The following is a 20,616-nucleotide window of genomic DNA, read 5'->3' as shown; positions in this document are numbered from 1 at the left end:
ATAAAGGCATGTCCGCCACATCTCCAAACTTTTCGGCGCACAGACGGCCTCTGTCGCAATCCGACTCTGCCGTCTTTGACTTGATTCAAAAAGAATCGAACCGGCAAGAGAATAATCTTGAGCTGATCGCGAGCGAGAATATCGCTAGCCTCGCCGTGCGGGAAGCCATGATGTCGGTGCTACAAGATAAGTACGCCGAAGGGTATCCGGGCAAGCGGTATTACGGCGGTTGCGAAGTTGTGGACGAAGTCGAGAACTTGGCGATCGAGCGGGTTTGCAAGCTGTACGGCGCGAATTTCGCTAATGTCCAACCTCACAGCGGAGCCCAAGCCAACATGGCGGTGTACTTTGCATTCATGAATCCTGGCGACACCCTCATGGCGATGAATTTGGCGCACGGTGGGCACCTCACACACGGATCGCCAGTGAACTTCACCGGGAAGATGTACAACATCGCCGCTTATGGTGTAGATGCTGAATCTGAAACGATTGACTATGACGAGATGCACCGAATCGCACTCGAATCGAAGCCAAAAATCATCGTCAGCGGCGCAACCGCATATTCAAGGGTTTTCGACTTTGCGAAGATTCGGCAAATCGCCGATGAAGTGTGCGCCTTGCACATGTGCGACATGAGTCATTACAGCGGCCTGATCGCGGCTGGCGAGTATCCAAATCCGGTGCCGCATTGCCACGTTGTCACCAGCACGACTCATAAGTCCATACGCGGTCCTCGCGGCGGGATGATCCTCTGGAACGACGAAGAATATTGCAAGCCGATCAATATGAGCGTTTTCCCCGGAATCCAGGGCGGACCGCTGATGCATGTCATCGCGGCAAAAGCAGTTTGCTTCGGTGAAGCACTTCAGCCCGAATTCAAGAATTATCAATCCCAAATCAAGAAGAATGCCCACGCTCTGGCCGAGGCGATGATCGGGGAAGGATTCCGAATCGTCAGCGGAGGTACTGATTCGCATTTGATGCTCGTCGATTTGCGCCCATATGGCATTACGGGCAAGGTCGCCCAAATTGCACTGGATGAGGCCAACATCACGACCAACAAGAACTCCATTCCAAATGACCCCGAAAAGCCTTTCGTGACTTCTGGAATCCGGCTCGGAACTCCGGCCGTCACGACGCGCGGAATGCGTGAAACAGAGATGGTAAAAATAGCGTCATTAATAGCTCGTGCGCTGAAAAGTCCCTCGGATTCAGATGTCTTGAATGCAGTGAAGGCCGAAGTGATTGATCTCACTAAGAAATTTCCTGTTCATGTGTGATGAGTCGAAGATTCTAAGTCGCGCGACAAGATAAACTGGAGATTGTTATGGAAAACCCATTGGATAAGTTGAAGGATGCTGCCGAAGCAGCTGTGGAAAAGGCGAAGGAATTGGCTGGCGAAGCTGGCGACAAGCTGAGCGAATTCGCTGAAGAGGCGAAGGAAAAGATTGCTGACGTCGCTCAGGACGCCAAAGAAGGCGCCGAGAATTTGGTCGAGAAGGCCAAAGACGCAGTCGACGGCGATAACTAAGCGCGGCATCACGTATCAAAATGGAGTGGTCAACTGACCACTCCATTTTTTATGCCAGAACTGCCCGAAGTTGAAACAGTCCGCCGGACGATGGAGCGCGTCTTGGTCGGGCACACAATCACTGACGTCGAGATTCCAGAAGACGCGATTCTGCTTCAAAAACGCCCCGCTTCAGCCTTTATTGAAGTCTTGCACGGCGCGAAACCCACTGCCATCGGCAGGAAAGGCAAAACTTGGTGGATCGACCTCGGGCACGATGTTGTCGTTTACGGGCATCTCGGAATGACAGGTTGGGTTCGCCAAATGGACGCTCCAACGATTCGGCTCAAAGAGCACGGCAAGATGCCACTCGATGACGAAAATGGCCGTCCGAGATTCCTCAAAATGCTCTTGACTTCGGAGATGGGCGATCGAATCGCCTTTACAGACGGCAGGAGACTCGCTCGGATGTGGCTCGGTCCACGCCCAAACCTCGAGCCAAAAATCCTACAACTTGGCTTTGATTGTTTATCCGAGATTCCATCGGCAAGCGAACTGCACGCCATTTTGCAACGAAGAGCGGCGCCACTAAAAGCCGTGTTGTTGGACCAATCGGTTTTCGCTGGAGTCGGGAACTGGATCGCCGATGAAGTTTGCTATCAAGCCCAAATTTTCCCGGGAAGGATCGCAAAGTCACTCTCACAGAGTGAAGTTGAATCGCTCCGGACCGCATTGCAACAGATTGTTCGTACGGCGGTGGATTGCGGTGCAGACGAAAATCAGTATCCGAAGGATTGGCTGTTCCATGCGCGGTGGGGTGGGAATCGCGGTGTTGAAACCTGGCTTGGCAAGCCGATTCGCCGGGAAACAATTGCCGGACGAACTACCGCGTGGATTCCTGAGTTGCAAAAGTAGTAAAACAAGAGCGATGATCAAGAAACTGATTCTGCCCATCTTCGCGCTCGTGCTTTGCATTGGTTGCAGCCAGGCGCCGACCGAAGAAGCCGCAGCAAACACCGAAAATGCGCCAGCCACGAGTGACAACTCGGGCGGAATTTCAACACCAGGCATGGGAGCAGGATCGGCAACACCAGTCACTGGCACTCCGGATCTCGACAGCGGTGGAGGCGGAATCAACCAGTCTGCCGTCAAAGCAGCTAAGAACGCGAGCAACAAAGCCGGCGAAAACGCAGCCGAAGCCGACGAAGCCAGCGCTGGAAACTAGTTCAGCCGATGTTTACGGGACGACCGTGAACGGCCGCATCATGTCGTGATCTTCGTGCGATAGCATGTGGCAATGGAACACGTAATTGCCTAGGATGTCGTACTTGGCTATGATGCGCGTGACTTGTCTCGGCGGTGCGTAAATCGTATCCTTCCATCCGGTCTCGGTTGGCCCCGGTGACGACGGCGTCCCGGTCAGAACAACGTTTGTCATGATGCCCGTCGAGTTATAAACGGTCGCCGAGTAAGTCTGCCGACTGAGCAACTGAAATGCCACCAAGTGCAGGTGGATCGGATGCCCGATATTTGAGTTGTTGTAGATCTCCCAGATTTCGGTGGAGTTAAGCTGCGGCAACTCGGTCACGGGGTCCTGCCAGCGCAGATAGCCAGCAGACGCAGTTCCCAAGAAATGCTCTGCGCGTCCGAAGACGTCCGTCTTTTGCCCAAGGACGATCTTTCGGACGGGCAATGTGGTTGACAGTGTCTGGCGAGGAATTCCCTCGAATTTCCCAGGGACGAAGGTGTCTTTCGGAAGATCTTCTTCGCGCGCTAACTGGAACCTCATGATGCGACCTTCGACAGCGGCGTTCGGACTCGTCCCGTTCGGATACGGTGCCTTGGCATCGTTGGTCAGGGTCACTGCGCCCGACTTCAGCTTTGCAAAGTCGACTAGTACCTCTGCTCTTTCACCTGGAGCGAGTAGAACGGAACTGACCGTTTTTGGAGCGGGCAAGAATCCCTGATCGGAAGCGATCAAAGTGAAGCTCATGTTGTTACTGAACCTCAGATTCAAAAATCGTGAGTCGCACGCGTTCAACAATCGCACACGATAGGTTCTGGGTTGCACCTTGTGGTAAGGCCAGACCTTTCCGTTGACCAGCATGAATCTTCCAAAGAACTGCGGGTTCCACGTTGGGTTCGGGTTGACGCCCGTAGAGGGCCACTGGAGCGTGCCGTCGTCATTGAACTCACGATCCTGGATGTGGAGCGGCAAATCAAAATCTGGGCCAGGCAGAGACCCGTTCATGATCAGCTTTTCGCTGGTCGAATCTTGGATCAAATAGAACCCAGCCATTCCTGCATAAACGTTTAGGCGGGTCATGCCGAGCGAGTGATCATGATAAAAAAGAGTTGCTGCTTGTTGATTGTTTGGATAAACGTAGATCGGGCTAGCGAACTCGCCCCCGGTGATGGCGTAGTTTGGCGTATACCAAGAGTCGGGATGCCCATCGCTCTCCGGTGAGAGTTTGCCGCCGTGAAGGTGCACCGTGGTAGGAATCGGGCCTGTGTAACCGCCCGTCGTGTTGGGTTGGTTGAGCGGATTCGCCCAGTGCAGCGTGCGATCGACGCCGAACATGTGTGGAATCGGACTGTTGTTTCCGTCAACGAGCATGTTTGGGAATTCAAAGGTGGCTTGAACACCTTTCTTGGCCAGAATGGTCGGGCCCGGAAAAACCCCGTCGTAGCAATACATCGGCGTACTCATCGGAGTGCCGAGAGTTGGACTCTTGACGCCGAGATTCGCGGAATACGAGATGATCGGAATGACAAAGTGCCCGCCACCACGAGCATCAATCACAGGGGGAGCAGTAAGTTTGTTGACAAAAGCGGTTTGGGTTGCAGGATCAAGTGTCGCCGCCCAAATCGCTCCTGTTGTCGCCAAAAGGCAACCAAAAACAATACTTCTCACTCCCTTCATGATGCAAATTGCGGGCCACAAAGCGCGTCGCCCCAATTATTAGACAGCATCGAGTGAAAATTAGTTCTTTAAGAACCCGACAAAAACACTAGTTCACAGAGAAACTAAGTTCAAATTGACGCAATTGTTGCAATTGATTCTCTTTGACAGAATCGGGGGCAAATGTCGACTTGATGCCCCTTGCTGCAAGCTTTACTAATTCGTCAATACTCATTCCTTGCTTATGCAATAACTCGTACTCGGAAGTGAGGGAAGTGTTGAACATTGCTGGGTCGTCCGAGTTCACCGTCACTTGCAATCCTCGGCGATTCATTTCGTGAATCGGGTGCGGTGCGTCCTTGCTGGTGACTCCGATGCAGTAGTTGCTGGTTGGATTAACTTCGAACGGAATCTTGGACTCGGCGAGTTCTTGGATTAGTTCCTCGGATTCGAGGACTCGAACGCCATGTCCAATGCGCTCCGCGCCCAAGAGATCAATTGCCTGGCGAATCGAATCTGGCTCGGCGGTTTCACCTGCATGTACCAATGAGTGCAAGCCGTTTGCCCTCGCTTCTTTGTACGTCTCAACAAACATGGACGGTGGGAAGTCGGCCTCTACGCCGCCTAGTCCAATTCCGATTGCGATTCCTGCCTTTTGGGCTTGAAGGACAAAATCGAGCACGCGCCCCTGGGTTGCTGGCATCTCACGGGAGATATCAGGAATCAATGCCGCTGAGACGCCGTACTTTTCTTTCCCGGCTTCCAAAGCATCCTTCATCACGGAGATCCAATCGGCCCAATTGTGGCGATCCAGATGATGTGACGCCGAGATGAAAACTTCGGAGTAGATGATGTTCTGGCGCGCTTGCTCCTGCATGAATCGATCGATCATTAGCGACCAATCATCAAGCGTGAGCATCGCTGCTGTCCCGGCGCAGTAGACCTGGACAAAATGCTCGAAATCGCGGTAATCGAAAAATTGCCGCCATTCAGATTCGGTTTCTGCGGGGAGCTTGACTCCGTTTCGCTGAGCCATTTCCCAGATTGTCTTTGAACTGGTTGCCCCTTCGAGGTGAACGTGGATTTCCACCTTGGGCATCTTCAAGAAGAACTCAGCGGCGGTCATCGGCTTGGATTCTTGACCTGAAATCATGCTGGCAAACTCCAGCACATCGCGTAGTGAAACACGGTCCCGGCGAGAACAAACACGTGCCAAACCTCATGGTTGCCAATGCGGGTCTTTGGGAACCATGGCGTCTTTCGCGCATAGAAAAGAATCCCAATGGTGTAGCTGAGTCCCCCCAGCAGCAACAGTGCGAAGGTCAACAGGGAAGTATTGTTGAGAACTTCACGCGTCCAGGGCAAGATCAGCCAGCCAAGCACGGTGTACAAAACCAATCGGACAGCCGTTGGTGGTTTCCCGATGATCAGAGTCCACAGGAGGCCAACCAAAGCGACTCCCCACTCGATACCTAGCACCCACCACTTCAATGGATGGTCGAGCGCAAGCAATGCGACTGGCGTGTATGAAGCAGCGATCATCACAAAAATCGCGGCGTGGTCCAAGCGCTGCAGGAACGGCTTAACATTCTCTGTCCAGTGATAAGCCGCGCTCGAGGAGTAGAGAAAAACTGAGCCCAGTCCAAATACCATGAAGCTGATCCAAGCGATGGGGCTGTGGCGAAAAGCGATACACAAGCCTAAAACACCGATACCGACGACAATCGCTCCAACGAGGTGGGAGACGGTGTTGAAGGGTTCTCGGATGGGCTTGGCCATTACGAGAGGATACCGCAACCGCAAACCGACTTCAAAGCAAAAAGGTACCCTTATCGCCGTTCATGGTCACGTTCCAAGAGATCATTCAGCGGTTAGACACCTTCTGGGCAAGCAAGGGTTGCGCCATTTTGCAAGGCTACGACGTCGAAGTCGGAGCCGGTACGATGCACCCTGCAACGACGCTACGTTGTCTCGGTCCTGAATCATGGAACGTGGCGTATGTACAGCCTTCGCGAAGGCCGGCAGACGGTCGCTACACGCGAAATCCAATGCGAAACCAGCGTTACTACCAGTACCAGGTAGTGATGAAGCCCAGTCCAGACAACATTGTTGACCTGTACATGGAATCGCTCAACGCGATTGGATTCGACACCAAAAAGAACGACATTCGGCTGGTCGAGGATGACTGGGAGAGCCAGGCCGCTGGAGCCGCAGGCGTGGGTTGGGAAGTATGGGTTGACGGGACGGAAGTCACGCAGTTCACCTTCTTCCAACAAATGGGCGGTTTTGAGTGCAATCCGGTTTGTGCAGAAATCACCTACGGTCCTGAGCGGCTCTGCCTGATGCTCAACAACCAAAACTCGTTCTGGAGTGATCTACAGTGGAACGACGAGCTGACGTACAAAGACACCGAATTTGAACTTGAAATGCAGCACAACGTGTACAACTTCGAAGTGGCTTCCACTGAGATGATGTACCAAATGTTCGATCTGTACGAAGCCGAGAGCCAGCGCGTTATCAACACTCCCGTCAAGTGGGACCCCGAGTTCGAAATTTTGACTTCGAACATGAGCGTGGCCGACTGGGAAGGCAAGAAACCAGGCGCCGAATCCCTGGTTTATCCGGCACTCGATTTGGCTCTAAAGTGCTCGCATATTTTCAACATCCTGGATGCGCGGGGAGCGATCAGCGTCACCGAGCGGGCTGCGTACATCAACCGTATACGGGCACGGATTCGAGAATGCTGTAAAAAGCACTTGCAGCAATACGAAAATTCTTGATTCTGCGAGTGCGGAAGGGGTAGACTGTCGAATTCGCATGAACGCAAGTGGCAGCATTTTCCCGTCTCCTGACATCCTGAACAACACCGAATACGGCAAGTTTGTGCTTTCAAACTTGGCTGCAAAGCGTGCCAAACAAATTAAGGATGGCGCGCCTCCTCTTGTACGCATTGATAGCAACCACCCATTGAGCATCGCGCTCGCCGAAATCGCCGCCGGAAAGATCAAGCCGGTTCTCAAGTCCGACCCAGACACCGCAATCGAAGAAATGGACTTGGAAATCATCGATACCACTGGTGCAGAACTTGGAATCTTGTTGCCAGCTCTGGACGAAGCTGAAGCAGAAATCTTGGGTGTTCATGGGCTTGGCGCTGATGATCCAGAAGAAGAAATCGACGCAGACGCTGCATCGCTTTCTGATCTGATGGGCGAAGATTTGGCCGTCGAAACCGTCGCAGACACCGGCGAGGACACACTCAGCCTTTCGGATATCGCCGAGAAGGAAGAGAGCGAAGCCGACGACGACGAGTCCGAAGACTGATTCGTAGCAAGGGCATATGTCAAAGCGAGATCCTTATGAGGTTCTTGGCGTCTCTCGAAGCGCCGGGCCAGATGAGATCAAATCAGCTTATCGCAAACTAGCGCGAAAGTATCACCCAGACGTCAATCAGGGCGACTCCGGAGCAGAAGAGAAATTCAAAGAAGTACAACAAGCGTACGAAATTCTCTCCGATTCTGAGCGCAAGGCACGGTTCGACCAATACGGAGTCACCGATGATCAACAGATGCCTCCTGGCGGAGACTTCTTCGGTGGCGCAGGAGCCGGTGGATTCGGCGACATTTTTGACATGTTCTTTGGCCAGGCCGGGGGACAGACTCAGAGCAGAGCACGAAGAGGTCGTGATGGCGAAGATGTTCGCGTTGACGTCTCGATGACACTGCAAGAGGTTCTCACCGGTGCCGAAAAGAAGATCTCCTTCCGACGATCCGAAGCTTGCGATGAGTGTAAAGGCACTGGCGCGGAAGGCGGCGCAAAGCCTGATACTTGTTCCCAATGTCAGGGTTCAGGTCAGGTCACCCGAGTTCAAAACACTTTCATCGGGCAAGTTCGCACTGCGACGACATGCCCATCCTGCCAAGGCTCGGGCCAGATCATCAAGAACAAGTGTAAGGGATGCAATGGTCGCGGCGCCACGATGGTCAGCAAAGAACAGACCATCAAGGTCCCTGCAGGAGTCGACGACGGAAGCACCATCCGGTATCAGGGCGAAGGCGGGCAGGGAACCGGTGGCGGCATCAATGGCAACCTGTTTGTGGTGACCAATGTCGCCCACGACCCACGATTTGAACGCGAAGGAACGGAAGTGGCTACTCGCGCCGAGCTCAGCATTGCTCAAGCAATCCTTGGTGACAAGATCGAAATCGATGGAATCGATGAGAAGCTGAGCGTCGCGATTCCACGAGGCACGCAGTCTGGTCATGTCATCCGGCAAAAGGGCAAAGGGCTGCCCCGTGTTCATGGCACTCAGCGCGGCGACATGCACATTGAATTGGTCGTTAAGATTCCAAAAGACATCTCGCCCGCGCAGGAAAAGCTTATTCGAGAGTTCGCAGAACTCGCCGGAGAGCGACAGCCCGAGCCCGAAGAAGGCGGCAACCTCTTCGGTGGCCTCTTCGGCAAGAAAAAGAAGTAATGAACGCGACTTGGACTCTGGTGAAAGCATGTTTCGAAAATCCTCCCGAGGATTGGGCGACAATCGCAACTGTTTTTGAAGACCACGGCATCCAGGGCACCATTCAGACCGACCATCCAGCCACTCTGGGCGGCTACCTCTACGAGGGCAAAGGCGTTGATGAACTCGTGGCCGACTTGAAGTCTGCAGGCGCGTCGTCAATTGAAATTCACGATGTTCAAGAAGAAGATTGGGCCTCCGCATGGAAGCGATTTTTCAAGCCCCGGCGTATCGGCAAGCGAATTGTCGTTAAGCCCGATTGGGAAGAATTTGAAGCCTCGCCAGACGATGTGGTGATCGAACTTGATCCCGGACAGGCGTTTGGGACTGGCGATCACCCGACAACCCGGATGTGCCTTGAGCTTCTCGAACAACAATCCGTAGAGGACCAGACGGTTGCTGACATCGGCTGCGGCAGTGGAATCCTATCCATCGCGGCTTGTAAACTCGGCGCAAAGAGTGTGGTCGGGGTCGACAATGACGAGATGAGCGTGGATGTTTCGCGGGAAAACGCCACACGGAACCATGTCGAATTCCCAGTACACCTAGGAATGGGATTCGATCTGCTACCCGGTCAGCAATTTGATCTTGTGCTGAGCAATATCATCAGCGCGGCGCTCATTCGTGTTTCCCCTGCAGCCGCAAACGCGGTCAAGCAAGGTGGAGTATGGATTGTGAGCGGAATCATCGAAGCCAATTGGCCAGATGTCAAATTGGCTGCCGAAAAACAAGGATTTCAATTTGAATCGAATCTCCAGGAGGGAGAATGGATAGCAGCCGTGTTCCGCCGCTAAGATCTCTTCCGAGAGTCTTTATCGAGATTCCTGCCGAAGTCGGCGATCTGATCGACCTCCCACCGCACGAATTCAAGAAATTTCACGACGTTCTGCGACTTCGCTCCGGCGCCCAAGTCGCGGTGTTGCCAAACAACGGTCAAATCATGCGTTGCGAGATGGCAGGTCGCCAAGTGAAGGTGCTCGAGATTTTTGATCATCCGACTGAATCGGCTCGAAACATTCACCTGTATCAAGCCATGCCCAAGCCCGAGAAACTGGAAGAGATTGTTCGAATGTCTTCTGAACTTGGGGTTGCCAGCATCACCGTCTTTGAATCGGACAGAAGTGTGGTTCGCTGGGATGGCAACAAAAAGGCCGATCGCACCCGAAGGCTCCAATCTATCGCCATCGAAGCGGCTGAGGTGTCTTTCCGAGCCAAATACCCAAAAATTCGATGGATGAGCGGCGTCAAGGAGGTCCTCGATCAGCCTGGCTCGACCATTGTTCTCAGCGAGGGCGATCAGATCTCGAAGACCCTTTCTGAAGCACTAGATGGAGTTTCCGAGGCGAATCTCGTGATCGGACCAGAAGGAGGGTGGGCGCCGCGCGAAGTTGCGCTCATCGACCCGTTCGCCGTCACATTAGGCCCAAGGGTTTTGCGCGTTGATACCGCGGCGGTAACAGCCTGCGCCATTGCGCTCTCACTCTAACTCGATCGTTGCGGGCGGCTTGCTTGTGAGGTCATAGAACACTCGATTGATCCCTTGAACCTCGTTGACAATCCTGTTGGCGACAACCTCAAGGAACTCAAACTGGAACGGAAAGGCGGTCGCTGTCATCGCGTCTTCGCTCTGGACTGCCCTAAGGACGATTGGATATTGATGCGTTCGTCCGTCGCCCATCACCCCAACTGTTTTGGTATCAAGAACCGCTGCATAGCTTTGCCAAATCCCTGGGCGAAGGCCGTTCTCCCGGATCATCTGACGGAAGATGTGATCAGCGTCTTGCACCATCTTGATTTTGTCCGCCGTGACCTCCCCCAGGATTCGCACGCCAAGGCCAGGGCCAGGGAAGGGCTCGCGGTCGACCATCTCGTCGGGTAGCCCCAGCGCTCTTCCGACTGCTCGAACCTCGTCTTTGAACAGCCAGCGCAGCGGCTCAATTACCTTCAGTTTCATCCAATCTGGCAATCCGCCCACGTTGTGGTGTGTTTTGATTTTGGCCGCGGTACTCGACCCAGATTCGATCACATCTGGATAGAGTGTGCCTTGTGCCAAAAAGTCGCAGCCTTGGAGTTCCTCGGCATGCTCTTCAAAACAGCGGACAAACTCGGCACCGATGGTCTTGCGCTTTTGTTCGGGGTCACTGATTCCCGCGAGAGCGGTCAGAAACTGATCTTTGGCATTGATCGCGACGAGCTTCGGGTGAAAATGACCAGTGAACTGTTCAATGACTTGCTCGGCTTCGAATTTCCGGAGCAATCCATGGTCCACGAAGACGCATATCAGTTGATCGCCTATCGCCTTGGTGAGCAAGGCCGCAGCGACCGAGGAGTCCACCCCTCCGCTCACGGCGCACAGCACCCGCTTGTCACCGACTTGTTCACGGATACTGGCAATCGAATCGTTGATGAACGAATCGCTCGACCAATCTCCACTAAAGCCAGCGATATCGAATAGGAATCGACGAAGAATCTCCTTTCCGTGTACCGAGTGCGTGACCTCAGGATGGAATTGGACCCCCGCCCATGGCATTGAATCGCTTTGAATCGCCGATATCGGGCAGGATTCTGTGGATGCGATTGTCGAGAATCCGGTGGGGGCATTCATCACCTGATCGCCGTGGCTCATCCAAACTTGATCGCCGGACATCGCTTCGAGCAGAGAACCTTTCTTCACGGATTCAAGATGCCGGCGGCCGTATTCGCGATTTTCCGCAGGAGCGACATTTCCTCCCAGCAGATGCGCCATCAGTTGCATGCCGTAGCAAATGCCAAGAACTGGGCGACCCTGAAAAAGGGAAGGATCAAACGTAGGGGAGCCTGATTCGTGAACAGAATTTGGTCCACCAGAAAGGATCAAAGCATGAGGATTGAGCTCGGCAATCTTCTCTGCGGCTTTGTCCCAGGAGACCATCTCGCTGTAGATTCCGGCCTCACGAACCCGCCGCACAATCAATTGGCTGTATTGGCCGCCAAAATCTATCACTAAGCAGGTCTGGTGTTTCAAGACCAAATTTTGGGGCTTTTTGCCTTACAAGTTCAATAGGGTCAGCAAAAATGACTGCAACTGGGAACTCTGAAACGACTTTCTGCCTATTATTACTTGAGTGCTCAACAAAGGGCGCTTCTAGGATAAAGATATGAATAAGCTAATGATCGGTTCTCTGGCAGTGCTCTCGATTGCCACCGTCGCTATTGCAGGTTCGCCGAAGTCTGGTTTGGCCCAGGGCGACCGCGTTTCGCCTTTCCATCCAAAGCACGTCGTTGGCGCACTGGCTGACACCACAGACTGCTTCCCATGCACCTTCAAGAATCGACCACAGGTTCAAGTTTGGTTGAACGGCGATTCAGACACAAACGCATTTTCAATTGCAAATGACCTCGAAAAGTCGATGTCGAAGTACGCCAGCAAGGAGTTCAAGGCTCTGATGGTCTTCATCGTGCCAGAAGACAAGCAAGCAGCCTGGACCACCAAGCTCAAGGCAGCGGCAAAGACTCACAGCTTCAAGAATGTTTCTATGGCTCTCATCGCGCCAAACCACCAAGCTGTTCGACAGTACAAGATCAACACCGATGGTTCCATCAAGAACACCGTGTTCGTGTACAAGGATTGGACAGTTGCCAACACGATGGTCAATTTGAAAGCTGACTCCGATGGCCTCAAGTCATTGAACGCAGCGATCGCAAACATCGCAAAGTAAATCCCTCTATCCAAACCTTGGCGGCACCATAGGATGTGGTGCCGCCATTTTTCTTGCCCTCACTATGAACTTTCAGGAAAATTTGAAAGTTGGGTAAAATCGTCGCATGGTGTTCACCGAGTCCAGCGTCATCGAACGAATCAGTGAAAAGGTCTATGCGGGCGAGCGAATCTCTGAAGAAGACGCGCTTGCATTGTTCCACCATCCGAACCTGATCGAGCTGTCGGCAATGGCGAATTTTCGTCGTCAGCAATCAGTGCCCGGCCGTACGGTGACCTACATCATCGGACGAATCTTGAACTACACCAATGTCTGCTGGGTCCGGTGCAAATTCTGCGCGTTCTATCGCGTTCCAAACCACGAAGAGGGCTACACCCTCACCAATGAAGAGATCCTCGAAAAGGTCGGCGACACCGTTGAAAAGGGTGGTGTCGAGATTCTGTTCCAAGGTGGACTGAATCCAAAACTGAAGATCGACTACTACGAAGAGATCTTCCGCTTGGTCATGGCGAAGTATCCGAACGTGATTTTGCATGCTCTTAGCCCAGCGGAGATCATCTACATTGCCCACATCAGCAAGATTTCGCTCAAGGAGTGCTTAGAGCGATTGAAAGAAGCCGGACTCCACTCTATCCCCGGCGCAGGCGGCGAGATTTTGGTCGACCGAGTACGAAAGATCATTGCTCCATACAAAGACACGACCGACGAATGGCTGGCATGCATGCGCACTGCTGCAGAACTCGGAATTCGAAGTACAGCGTCGATGATGTTCGGCCACGTCGAGACGTTAGAAGATCGCGTTGAGCATTTGGGCAGAATCCGGGCGTTACAAGACGAATGCCAGCCGTTCCGCGCGTTTGTGACCTGGAACTTCCAGCCTGAAGATACAAATTTGCCGATCCCAGTGAAGGCAAGCGGTGCTGACTACTTACGAACTGTGGCCGTTTCGAGAATCTTCCTCGATAACTTCCAGAATCTACAAGTTTCGATCTTGACCCAAGGTCCGAAGATCGCTCAGGCCGCATTGAACTACGGAGCAAACGACTTCGGATCAATCATGATCGAGGAAAACGTGGTGTCCGCGGCAGGGAACAAGTTCATTTTGAGCGCAGAAGAGTTTGAACGGTTGATTCGAGACGCGCAGTACGAACCGCACCGGCGTAACACGCGATACGAACTAATCTGAAAGGCTCATCAGGTCGAGGAGGATAGCGCTCGCCGTCGCGTCGCCGCCAGCCCCCGTACCCATCAAGGTGATTGGGCCACATGGTGTCCCTGTGATGGTCACGGCGTTTTGGGTGCCGTTCACAGCGGCGAGCGGATGTTCTGGTAGCAGGGTTTGCGGGCTCACCCTTGCGCCATGCTCTCGGTCCCAGCTGGCGATCAATTTGATTGTATTGCTGCGCACTTGATCGGGAGTGATTGACCGGATTCCCTCCACTTTGAACTGAGAAACTTCTGGAGCACGTCCGGTGACGATTCCGGCCAGAATCGCGATCTTGTAGGCGGCATCCCAACCATCAACATCGCTCGTGGGGTCGGCTTCAGCGTAACCGAGTTCTTGGGCTTTTGTTAGAGCCGAATCGAAATCTTCACTCATCATCTGCTGGAGAATGAAGTTGGTGGTTCCATTCAGAATCCCTTCGATTTTGTCGATGCGATTCACCCTTGCGAGTTGCTTAAGGTTCGATACCACTGGAATCGCTGCTGCAACCGCCGCTTCAAATCGAAGCAATGATCCGAATCGCCTTAGCGTGGGCCATTGATTCGCAACCAGCATTTTGTTCGCAGTAATTACAGGCTGATTGTTCGCCAGCGCCGCCAAGATCAGTTCGAGAGCAGGGTCGATCCCACCGATGACCTCAATTAGGATGTCGCAGCCTGTCACGACTGAGTGTAAATCGCTTGTGAAAAGACCGCCTGAAAACCGCTCAGGATTTCTGACTCCAATCGCCGTCAGCTCAAATCCAGAACTTAGAGGAGGAAAATTGGCATGCACCGCCTTGCCGACGGTGCCGTAGCCGAGCATTCCGACTCGTCTACTCGACATAAATCAACGCGTCGCCAGGGTGTACGAGTGCGCCACTTTCGGCAGGCATGGAACTCACGGTTCCCGCAATCGGGCTCACGATCTCGTTAAAAACTTTCATCGCCTCAATGAGACCGACAACTTGTCCAACGCTGACGGAATCGCCTTCCTTCACGAACGCCGGAGAGCCCGGAGATGGCGAGCTGTAAAAAATGCCCATCATTGGCGAATTGATCGGAGTGCCCTTGGACGCAGGCGTAGAATCTGCAGCCGGCTTCTTTCCAGCGTCAGAGGTCGGAGTCGGCGATGCCGCACCTGCAGCAGGAGCCATTGCGACGACGCCTTCAGCAGGAGCATTTTTCGAGAATTCTACGCTCCAATCTTCGCCGCTCATCTTAGCTTTTTCGAGCCCAAATTCCTTGATCAGGTCTGCCAGCTGGTCAATTTTGTCGTTCATCGCCACAAATTTATTATGCACGAACGCGGCTGATGTGGAATGAACCTGTTGGAGTCGGTGTGACGGGATTTTGGGATCGAAGGTGTCCGGATGCAAATCTGGTGTTTTCCACGGTGATCTTGAAGGTCCACATGACCGATCTAAGAAAGGCACTATGGAAGGCGCGAAGATCAGAATCCAGCGACGATCAATCCAAGGGTTGACTCTACTTGAGTCAGTCATCGGAATTTTCTGCCTGGGAATCATGGGAATTTCGGTGATGTCGGTACTTGGCAAATCGCACAAGATTGGCAACCAATCCGAGGCCCGAACTGTAGCGATGGCTGCGGCAAGGCAGCAATTGGAGAAGCTGATCATTGCCTCGCCAGGGAACCGCACGTATTCGGCAGGAACCGCCTTCACCATTGGCGCGGATGTTCTGAATCAGTTTCCTGGAGGTGCAAACGGCATCTCTATGACCGGGCAATACACTGTCGCCGCGGTCCAAAACAATCCTCGAATGCAACGGGTTTCGGTGCGCGTCACCTGGCGATCGCAATCTAAAGAGCGAATCGCGAGCCCAGAATCAGAAGTAGTTCTTGCAGCTCTGGTCACACGCGATGCCTATGGCGATTTTGGAACTTCTGGCGGATCGTGGGATCAGTACTTCTACGTCCCACCGCCACCGCCGCCTCCACCACCACCGCCACCACCAGCACCAACAACGACGGGTGGATCAACCGGCGGGTCTAATCCGGGCACAACAACTGGCGGTTCGACAGGTGGCAGCACCGGAGGAACTACTGGTGGAACGACCGGCGGCAGCACTGGGGGAACTACCGGTGGAACGACCGGCGGCTCAACCGGGGGTAGCACTGGAGGTTCGACTGGTGGCAGCACCGGCGGAACTACAGGTGGCACAACTGGCGGAAGCACTGGAGGATCATCGGATCCTGGCTATACCTATGGAGATGTGGGAGAAAAATGGGCACTCACCGTACTCGGACTCTAAGCCGCAACAGTAAGGCGCGTGGATTTACGCTGATCGAAATCAGCGTTGCCATGGTGATCTCCACGATGTTGGTGATCTTTTTGGTGAATCTGACTTTGCAGGCAACTCGGCTGGCAAACAAGTCCGATAGCAACGTGAACGTGTTTGCCAAGGAACGCCGCGCATTTAGCTCAATAGTTCAAGACATCACTCGTGCGGACATGGTTTTGGTCCAAGGGAAGAGCCCGGCAGGGGTCAATTGGGGTACCGACGGCAATAGTACGCTCGTGCTCCGAATTCCTAGAACTGGCGGCAACTTTGACTACGTGATCTACCGGCGTGAAGCTCAGGCTGGCGTCACGGGCCCAAATGTCTTGCGGCTGTACCAAGGCACGATCACCGGTGGTGTCATGAGCAATTCTCAGCTTGTAGACACAGTGGCAGAAAATGTTCGGTCGATCAGCCTCGAATATGGCGCGATCGATACGTTCTGGGGAGATTGGTGGACCAAGAGTTACACCCTCAGAACATTGCCACTCTCGCCTACAGCTAATTTCCCGATTACCGCGGTAGTTGGAGGTTCGGATCGATTGGCAGACGGATACGCCACTCGAAACGGTCAAATCATCAATATCACCTACGCGATGAAGGGTGGGGTGACGATGGACGTGTCTTATCCGATCAGTCCCAATATCACCGCGAATTCCAGTGGGGGCAATGCAGCGTCCAGCGTGATGGTGAAACTCGAAGTTGAACCCGTTTGGAAAGATGCTCGACAAGCGGATCGATCAAAAATCATTGTTCTGAAATCAATCGCATCACTTAGAAACCGATAACACTCGCTCAGATTGAGCTTGGCAGAAATTACTATGAAGAAGAAATTTGGAAAGCGACTCGGAATGAGCACTCCAGCAGTGATGCTCTTTATGATCAGTTTCGCTGGAGTAAGCATGTATGTGGCCTCGTCCACGATGCAGAGCGACAAGCACTCCGACCGAACTGCGTCAAAATCACAAGCTGACCTGTTGGCAGAATCGGCGGTGAACGATCTGTATGATCGAATCCGCGCGCAGATGTGGGCGGACCAAACCTATCCGTTCTCGATCTCGAACGGTTCACTTTCTGGCGAGTCTCGGAGCGGAAGCATTGTGCTTGGCAGCTATACGGCGCGCGTGGTGAGCATGACGAGGAACATCGCTGATGTCGGGAATAGCCCTCCTGTTCGTCGCATCAATTACACCTTCGTTCTGGAAGGCACCGGGACAAGCCAATATGGCGTTGTTTCGCGTAAGCAAGCAAAGTTTTTGGCTGTGATGGAATATAACCTTCAGTCGATCACCAACATTATCAACCAGGCACCTCCAGCGGACAAAATCACATTCCCGGCTGGAGCTGTGGTCGCCAATGGCAAAGTGATCATGAAGACTAGTGGCGGATTCCGAACCTTTAGCCCTGACGGACTGAAGGGACACGTGATCGGTAATGGTGGCATCCAATGGGATCCGAACGGTACGAAGTCAACAAATAGAAGCCCCAATGTGATGGACACGCAGGGATTGATGATGACGCCTGCGCGCAGTTTTGATTGGACGGTCAGCGACGCCGGAATTGGTAACGCTAACGGCACCATCAACTACCGAACTCCCGTAGTTTCAAGCACTCCAGGGTTGCCAAACGTCGCCGCAAACTCAGTCGTCAAACTCGCCCAAGACGTTGGATTTGCCAATAGCGCAAAGGTTGACCTCTGGACAAACAACTGGCGCACCACCACGACCAAACCAAGCGCGTACCGCTTTAACGGTGGATTGAAATCGAACACTATGTCAGGTCGCCCGGGCGATGGCTGGAAGGTTATCGAAACACCGGCTTATATTGATGGTGATCTTGAAGTGACTGCCGGCGACCTCTTGCGGTTGGTGCCGACAAGTTCAAATCCGACAGAAAACATTGTCTACGTGAGCGGCAATGTCAAAAACGTCGGACAGCTGATGAATCTTGGAGTAACTCTCGTTGTCAACGGAAAATACATCGGTAAGCATCCCGGCGAGTACAAACTCGACACGAACGGCAGTCCTTATCCAACACGATCAAAAGTTCTACAAAACTCGGCGTTGATCTCGGTCAATACCGCTGATGACGCGATCGACTATCAGCACGAAACGACGGCGACAACGGGTCTGATTTACGCTGCAAAGGGCGGAATGAAGATCAAAAAATCTCCTGAGTTGAACGGCATGATCTTGGCGTACAAAGACATTGAAGTCGAAACCAACAACAGCTTCGTGGTTCGGTACGAACCTGACGCAGCAAGCGCAGGCGACTTTGATCCAGGACTTCTAACACAGATCAATGTCTCGCTGGTCCCAGCGGGAGTTCGATCTCCGTTCAATCCTTCGAAGTTGACCGAGTGGTTGACGCTTAAGTAATCGGCACTTCAGTTACCTCGGCCCTGAGTTCACAAAATGTGACCTCAGGGCTTTTTGCGTCATACTTAAGGTTGATGCTGGAGGCGGTCAATCTCGGGAAACATTTGAGTGGCCGATGGCTCTTTCGAGGCCTTTCATTTACTGTTTCGACGGGCCAGACTTTGGTGATCACCGGAATCAACGGTGCAGGGAAGAGCACTCTTGTCAAACTCCTCTGCGGATTGGTGCAACCCAGCGAAGGCTCGATCAACCGAGAATTTGACCCTCACATTGAGGCAGGTTACTGTGCGCTGGACCTCGCCCTATATCCCACCCTCTCCGCGCAAGAACACCTCCTCCTCGCGGCATCGTTGCGCAATTGCGAACCACGAACCGACTCGTTGCTGGACCAAGTCGGCCTGCAGGTGGACCCGGCAAAGCAAGTGAAAGCATTTTCGAGTGGGATGCGAGCTAGGATTAAGTTGGCTCTAGCCATTCAATCAAACCCGAAGTGCCTCTTTTTGGACGAGCCAGGTGCGAGCCTCGATGAGAGCGGCCGAGCAGTGGTCAAGCAACTCGTCGAAAATCAGCGCGAACATGGAGCCTGTATCATCGCCACCAACGACCCGCAAGAATTGGAGTTAGCGACACATGTCCTCGCACTTTAGAGCGCTTTTCGCCAAAGAATTTTTGGCAGAAATTCGAAATCAAAGTGCTTGGCTATCATCGGCGCTTTTTGGACTTTCGAGCATTGTGGCGATCGCCTTCAGCACGTTCAACCAGAATCCCACGCCAACACAGCATGCGGGAATGCTGACGATCGTATTGGTTTTCGCCGCGACCGTCACCCTCCCCCGAGTGTTCATGGCAGAGGAGGAGCAGCAAACCTTCGACTTCTTGCGATTGATTGCCAAGCCGGAAGCGATCTGGCTAGGGAAGGCTGCCTACTGCACGGTGCAAATGGTGCTCAACGGACTTGTGCTCGCGCTCCTGTATTCCGTTTTCACCAAGGTCCAAGTGGTCAACTATCCGCTCTACTTCGGAGCGACTTTGCTCGAAGCGATCGCGCTGGGAGTCTCGCTTTCTTTGTGCGGCTCGATCGCCCTGGGAGCAAGTAGCAGGTGGTTGCTCACTACCGTCATTGCGCTGCCGCTCGTTTTGCCCCAAATCGCGATCAGCATTGGCGCGATTCGGCCTGCCCTTGGAGAGGGATCCGTGAGCGGTGGAATTCAAAACCTCGTCGCGCTGCTCGGATTTGCGATTGCAATGGTGACTTTTGGTCCGCCCTTGAGCAAAGTGCTCTGGAAGCTGTATCCGGGCAAGCAGGATTAGCCCCAAATAAGGTTCCATACAGAAGGAAGTTGCCGAATGAAGAATCTGCTTCGATCCCCAGCAACAATCGCCTTGGCAGGACTGCTAGGTGTTGTTTCCATCGTACTCTCTCTTGCCGCGCCGCGGGCCGCGATCTTCCCAAATCCTGAACTCGCTAGGATCATCTTTTTTCACCTTTCCAGCGCGATTCTAGGCTCTATTTTCATTCTAGTTGCGGCATATCACGCCATCCGATACTTGGGATGCAAGGGCGAGCGGTTTGACATCCGATTAGAATCAGCGTGGAATATCGCCACCGTGCTCTGCGTTCTCGCATTGACGACCGGCATAATTTTTAGCCGTGCACAATGGGGAGCGTTTTGGCAGTGGGATCCACGGCAAACATCATTTCTTCTCGTAACTCTGATGCTCTTTGCTGGATTGATTCTGCGGCGGAGCTTCGACGAACCAGACAAGCGCGCCATAGCCCATGCGGGTTACGCCGCCATCACGCTCATTCCGATTTTGTTCCTGGTGTTCGTCTACCCAAGACTTCCGCATGTGGTTCAGTCGAGCTTCCACCCATCCACAACAGTCTCTCAAGGAAGCTTAGACTCGAACTACCGAAATGTATTGCTCGTCGCTTTTGCTGCCGTTACGCTTGCAACTTTGATCGTTTTTGACCGCGAGATTCGCACTTTGACACTCCTGAGGAGGATTCTAAAACTAAATGGAACTATGGAAACTGGCGGCGGGACTTCCTCCGCTGATGGTGTTCGGGGCCCTGTGGTGGTACCTGCAGACCGTCGATAAGAAACTGA

General features: G+C 53.3%; 24 protein-coding genes. 18 read left to right on the top strand and 6 right to left on the bottom strand.

Translation table 11 applies throughout. The annotated features are described in order from the left end of the window. Positions 1-8 precede the first annotated feature (8 nt). From J0L72_04085 to J0L72_04070, 4 genes are read left to right on the top strand one after another with little or no spacing between them, the layout of a single operon-like run. Positions 9-1,280: a serine hydroxymethyltransferase gene (locus tag J0L72_04085; GenBank protein ID MBN8689957.1), complete on the top strand. Its 1,272-nt coding sequence runs from the start codon at positions 9-11 to the stop codon at positions 1,278-1,280. A 47-nt stretch (positions 1,281-1,327) separates the two neighbouring features. Beyond that, complete coding sequence (locus J0L72_04080) at positions 1,328-1,531, top strand: hypothetical protein (GenBank protein ID MBN8689956.1); 204 nt, start codon at positions 1,328-1,330, stop codon at positions 1,529-1,531. 51 nt (positions 1,532-1,582) lie between these two features. Beyond that, positions 1,583-2,425 carry a hypothetical protein gene (locus tag J0L72_04075; protein MBN8689955.1) on the top strand — a complete coding sequence of 281 codons (843 nt, stop codon included), beginning with the start codon at positions 1,583-1,585 and terminating at the stop codon, positions 2,423-2,425. A 13-nt stretch (positions 2,426-2,438) separates the two neighbouring features. Next, positions 2,439-2,735: a hypothetical protein gene (locus J0L72_04070; GenBank protein MBN8689954.1), complete on the top strand. Its 297-nt coding sequence runs from the start codon at positions 2,439-2,441 to the stop codon at positions 2,733-2,735. A 12-nt stretch (positions 2,736-2,747) separates the two neighbouring features. Here the strand turns inward: J0L72_04070 and J0L72_04065 are convergent, their stop codons facing one another. The 3 genes from J0L72_04065 to J0L72_04055 form a co-directional block, all read right to left on the bottom strand. After that, the gene (locus J0L72_04065; protein ID MBN8689953.1) at positions 2,748-4,433 is read right to left on the bottom strand and encodes a multicopper oxidase domain-containing protein; all 1,686 of its coding nucleotides are present in this window, start codon (positions 4,431-4,433) and stop codon (positions 2,748-2,750) included. An 88-nt stretch (positions 4,434-4,521) separates the two neighbouring features. After that, positions 4,522-5,565 (bottom strand): adenosine deaminase, encoded by a 1,044-nt coding sequence (gene add, locus J0L72_04060; protein MBN8689952.1) that lies wholly within the window; start codon positions 5,563-5,565, stop codon positions 4,522-4,524. Further along, positions 5,562-6,191 carry a hemolysin III family protein gene (locus J0L72_04055; GenBank protein MBN8689951.1) on the bottom strand — a complete coding sequence of 210 codons (630 nt, stop codon included), beginning with the start codon at positions 6,189-6,191 and terminating at the stop codon, positions 5,562-5,564. The genes add and J0L72_04055 overlap by 4 nt, the downstream gene beginning before the upstream one ends. Before the next feature lie 62 nt (positions 6,192-6,253). Between J0L72_04055 and J0L72_04050 the strand changes: the two genes are divergently transcribed. Genes J0L72_04050 through J0L72_04030 form a run of 5 tightly spaced genes read left to right on the top strand, consistent with a single transcriptional unit; the run spans position 6,254 to position 10,411 of the window. After that, the gene (locus tag J0L72_04050; protein ID MBN8689950.1) at positions 6,254-7,192 is read left to right on the top strand and encodes a glycine--tRNA ligase subunit alpha; all 939 of its coding nucleotides are present in this window, start codon (positions 6,254-6,256) and stop codon (positions 7,190-7,192) included. A gap of 37 nt (positions 7,193-7,229) precedes the next feature. Then, the gene (gene rpoZ / locus J0L72_04045) at positions 7,230-7,733 is read left to right on the top strand and encodes a DNA-directed RNA polymerase subunit omega (protein ID MBN8689949.1); all 504 of its coding nucleotides are present in this window, start codon (positions 7,230-7,232) and stop codon (positions 7,731-7,733) included. A 16-nt stretch (positions 7,734-7,749) separates the two neighbouring features. Continuing rightward, positions 7,750-8,886: a molecular chaperone DnaJ gene (gene dnaJ / locus J0L72_04040; GenBank protein MBN8689948.1), complete on the top strand. Its 1,137-nt coding sequence runs from the start codon at positions 7,750-7,752 to the stop codon at positions 8,884-8,886. Next, on the top strand, positions 8,886-9,719 hold the full coding sequence (gene prmA / locus J0L72_04035; protein MBN8689947.1) for a 50S ribosomal protein L11 methyltransferase: 834 nt from the start codon (positions 8,886-8,888) through the stop codon (positions 9,717-9,719). The genes dnaJ and prmA overlap by 1 nt, the downstream gene beginning before the upstream one ends. Further along, positions 9,692-10,411, top strand: a complete 720-nt coding sequence (locus tag J0L72_04030; protein MBN8689946.1) for a 16S rRNA (uracil(1498)-N(3))-methyltransferase — start codon at positions 9,692-9,694, stop codon at positions 10,409-10,411. Before prmA ends, J0L72_04030 begins: the two co-directional genes overlap by 28 nt. Here the strand turns inward: J0L72_04030 and guaA are convergent. Beyond that, positions 10,403-11,935 carry a glutamine-hydrolyzing GMP synthase gene (guaA, locus tag J0L72_04025; protein ID MBN8689945.1) on the bottom strand — a complete coding sequence of 511 codons (1,533 nt, stop codon included), beginning with the start codon at positions 11,933-11,935 and terminating at the stop codon, positions 10,403-10,405. The two genes, J0L72_04030 and guaA, sit on opposite strands and share 9 nt — an antisense overlap. Positions 11,936-12,062: 127 nt before the next feature. On the opposite strand from guaA, the gene J0L72_04020 reads away from it, so the two are divergent. Next, on the top strand, positions 12,063-12,623 hold the full coding sequence (locus J0L72_04020) for a hypothetical protein (protein ID MBN8689944.1): 561 nt from the start codon (positions 12,063-12,065) through the stop codon (positions 12,621-12,623). A 106-nt stretch (positions 12,624-12,729) separates the two neighbouring features. After that, entirely contained in the window at positions 12,730-13,809 is a 1,080-nt protein-coding gene (gene mqnC, locus J0L72_04015; GenBank protein ID MBN8689943.1) for a dehypoxanthine futalosine cyclase, read from the top strand. Here mqnC and J0L72_04010 read toward each other — a convergent pair. Both J0L72_04010 and J0L72_04005 read right to left on the bottom strand, forming a co-directional pair. After that, positions 13,801-14,673, bottom strand: a complete 873-nt coding sequence (locus J0L72_04010) for a homoserine dehydrogenase (protein MBN8689942.1) — start codon at positions 14,671-14,673, stop codon at positions 13,801-13,803. The two genes, mqnC and J0L72_04010, sit on opposite strands and share 9 nt — an antisense overlap. Further along, positions 14,663-15,109 carry an acetyl-CoA carboxylase biotin carboxyl carrier protein gene (locus tag J0L72_04005; protein ID MBN8689941.1) on the bottom strand — a complete coding sequence of 149 codons (447 nt, stop codon included), beginning with the start codon at positions 15,107-15,109 and terminating at the stop codon, positions 14,663-14,665. The genes J0L72_04010 and J0L72_04005 overlap by 11 nt, the downstream gene beginning before the upstream one ends. 32 nt (positions 15,110-15,141) lie before the next feature. Here J0L72_04005 and J0L72_04000 point away from each other — a divergent pair, with 32 nt between their 5' ends. The 7 genes from J0L72_04000 (at position 15,142) to ccsA (ending at position 20,608) form a co-directional block, all read left to right on the top strand. Then, positions 15,142-15,312: a hypothetical protein gene (locus J0L72_04000; protein ID MBN8689940.1), complete on the top strand. Its 171-nt coding sequence runs from the start codon at positions 15,142-15,144 to the stop codon at positions 15,310-15,312. After that, positions 15,264-16,100 (top strand): hypothetical protein, encoded by an 837-nt coding sequence (locus J0L72_03995; protein ID MBN8689939.1) that lies wholly within the window; start codon positions 15,264-15,266, stop codon positions 16,098-16,100. The genes J0L72_04000 and J0L72_03995 overlap by 49 nt, the downstream gene beginning before the upstream one ends. Beyond that, on the top strand, positions 16,073-16,915 hold the full coding sequence (locus J0L72_03990) for a prepilin-type N-terminal cleavage/methylation domain-containing protein (protein MBN8689938.1): 843 nt from the start codon (positions 16,073-16,075) through the stop codon (positions 16,913-16,915). The genes J0L72_03995 and J0L72_03990 overlap by 28 nt, the downstream gene beginning before the upstream one ends. A gap of 33 nt (positions 16,916-16,948) precedes the next feature. Beyond that, positions 16,949-18,505 (top strand): hypothetical protein, encoded by a 1,557-nt coding sequence (locus tag J0L72_03985; protein ID MBN8689937.1) that lies wholly within the window; start codon positions 16,949-16,951, stop codon positions 18,503-18,505. Positions 18,506-18,609: 104 nt separating this feature from the next. Continuing rightward, positions 18,610-19,152, top strand: coding sequence for an ABC transporter ATP-binding protein (locus J0L72_03980; GenBank protein ID MBN8689936.1), 543 nt, complete (start codon positions 18,610-18,612; stop codon positions 19,150-19,152). 22 nt (positions 19,153-19,174) lie between these two features. Further along, positions 19,175-19,816 carry a heme exporter protein CcmB gene (locus J0L72_03975; protein MBN8689935.1) on the top strand — a complete coding sequence of 214 codons (642 nt, stop codon included), beginning with the start codon at positions 19,175-19,177 and terminating at the stop codon, positions 19,814-19,816. A gap of 36 nt (positions 19,817-19,852) precedes the next feature. Continuing rightward, on the top strand, positions 19,853-20,608 hold the full coding sequence (gene ccsA / locus J0L72_03970; GenBank protein MBN8689934.1) for a cytochrome c biogenesis protein CcsA: 756 nt from the start codon (positions 19,853-19,855) through the stop codon (positions 20,606-20,608). Positions 20,609-20,616 lie beyond the last annotated feature (8 nt).

The sequence above is a fragment of the Armatimonadota bacterium genome (assembly GCA_017303935.1).
In the GTDB taxonomy this organism is placed as follows: Bacteria; Armatimonadota; Fimbriimonadia; order Fimbriimonadales; family Fimbriimonadaceae; genus JAFLBD01.
The sequence above is the reverse complement of the archived record's forward strand: the minus strand, read 5'-3'. Positions and strand labels throughout refer to the sequence as shown.

Excerpts from the sequence above, each read along its gene's own strand:
- J0L72_04080 (MBN8689956.1), top strand. The coding sequence starts at position 1,328 with ATGGAAAACCCATTGGATAAGTTGAAGGATGCTGCCGAAGCAGCTGTG.
- J0L72_03985 (MBN8689937.1), top strand. The coding sequence starts at position 16,949 with ATGAAGAAGAAATTTGGAAAGCGACTCGGAATGAGCACTCCAGCAGTG.
- J0L72_03990 (MBN8689938.1), top strand. The coding sequence starts at position 16,073 with ATGGGCACTCACCGTACTCGGACTCTAAGCCGCAACAGTAAGGCGCGT.
- J0L72_04030 (MBN8689946.1), top strand. The coding sequence starts at position 9,692 with ATGGATAGCAGCCGTGTTCCGCCGCTAAGATCTCTTCCGAGAGTCTTT.
- J0L72_04065 (MBN8689953.1), bottom strand. The coding sequence starts at position 4,433 with ATGAAGGGAGTGAGAAGTATTGTTTTTGGTTGCCTTTTGGCGACAACA.
- J0L72_04010 (MBN8689942.1), bottom strand. The coding sequence starts at position 14,673 with ATGTCGAGTAGACGAGTCGGAATGCTCGGCTACGGCACCGTCGGCAAG.
- J0L72_04055 (MBN8689951.1), bottom strand. The coding sequence starts at position 6,191 with ATGGCCAAGCCCATCCGAGAACCCTTCAACACCGTCTCCCACCTCGTT.
- J0L72_04005 (MBN8689941.1), bottom strand. The coding sequence starts at position 15,109 with ATGAACGACAAAATTGACCAGCTGGCAGACCTGATCAAGGAATTTGGG.
- J0L72_03995 (MBN8689939.1), top strand. The coding sequence starts at position 15,264 with ATGGAAGGCGCGAAGATCAGAATCCAGCGACGATCAATCCAAGGGTTG.
- J0L72_04050 (MBN8689950.1), top strand. The coding sequence starts at position 6,254 with ATGGTCACGTTCCAAGAGATCATTCAGCGGTTAGACACCTTCTGGGCA.
- ccsA (MBN8689934.1), top strand. The coding sequence starts at position 19,853 with ATGAAGAATCTGCTTCGATCCCCAGCAACAATCGCCTTGGCAGGACTG.
- prmA (MBN8689947.1), top strand. The coding sequence starts at position 8,886 with ATGAACGCGACTTGGACTCTGGTGAAAGCATGTTTCGAAAATCCTCCC.
- J0L72_04020 (MBN8689944.1), top strand. The coding sequence starts at position 12,063 with ATGAATAAGCTAATGATCGGTTCTCTGGCAGTGCTCTCGATTGCCACC.
- add (MBN8689952.1), bottom strand. The coding sequence starts at position 5,565 with ATGATTTCAGGTCAAGAATCCAAGCCGATGACCGCCGCTGAGTTCTTC.
- dnaJ (MBN8689948.1), top strand. The coding sequence starts at position 7,750 with ATGTCAAAGCGAGATCCTTATGAGGTTCTTGGCGTCTCTCGAAGCGCC.
- J0L72_04000 (MBN8689940.1), top strand. The coding sequence starts at position 15,142 with ATGTGGAATGAACCTGTTGGAGTCGGTGTGACGGGATTTTGGGATCGA.
- J0L72_04075 (MBN8689955.1), top strand. The coding sequence starts at position 1,583 with ATGCCAGAACTGCCCGAAGTTGAAACAGTCCGCCGGACGATGGAGCGC.
- J0L72_04070 (MBN8689954.1), top strand. The coding sequence starts at position 2,439 with ATGATCAAGAAACTGATTCTGCCCATCTTCGCGCTCGTGCTTTGCATT.
- mqnC (MBN8689943.1), top strand. The coding sequence starts at position 12,730 with ATGGTGTTCACCGAGTCCAGCGTCATCGAACGAATCAGTGAAAAGGTC.
- rpoZ (MBN8689949.1), top strand. The coding sequence starts at position 7,230 with ATGAACGCAAGTGGCAGCATTTTCCCGTCTCCTGACATCCTGAACAAC.
- J0L72_04085 (MBN8689957.1), top strand. The coding sequence starts at position 9 with ATGTCCGCCACATCTCCAAACTTTTCGGCGCACAGACGGCCTCTGTCG.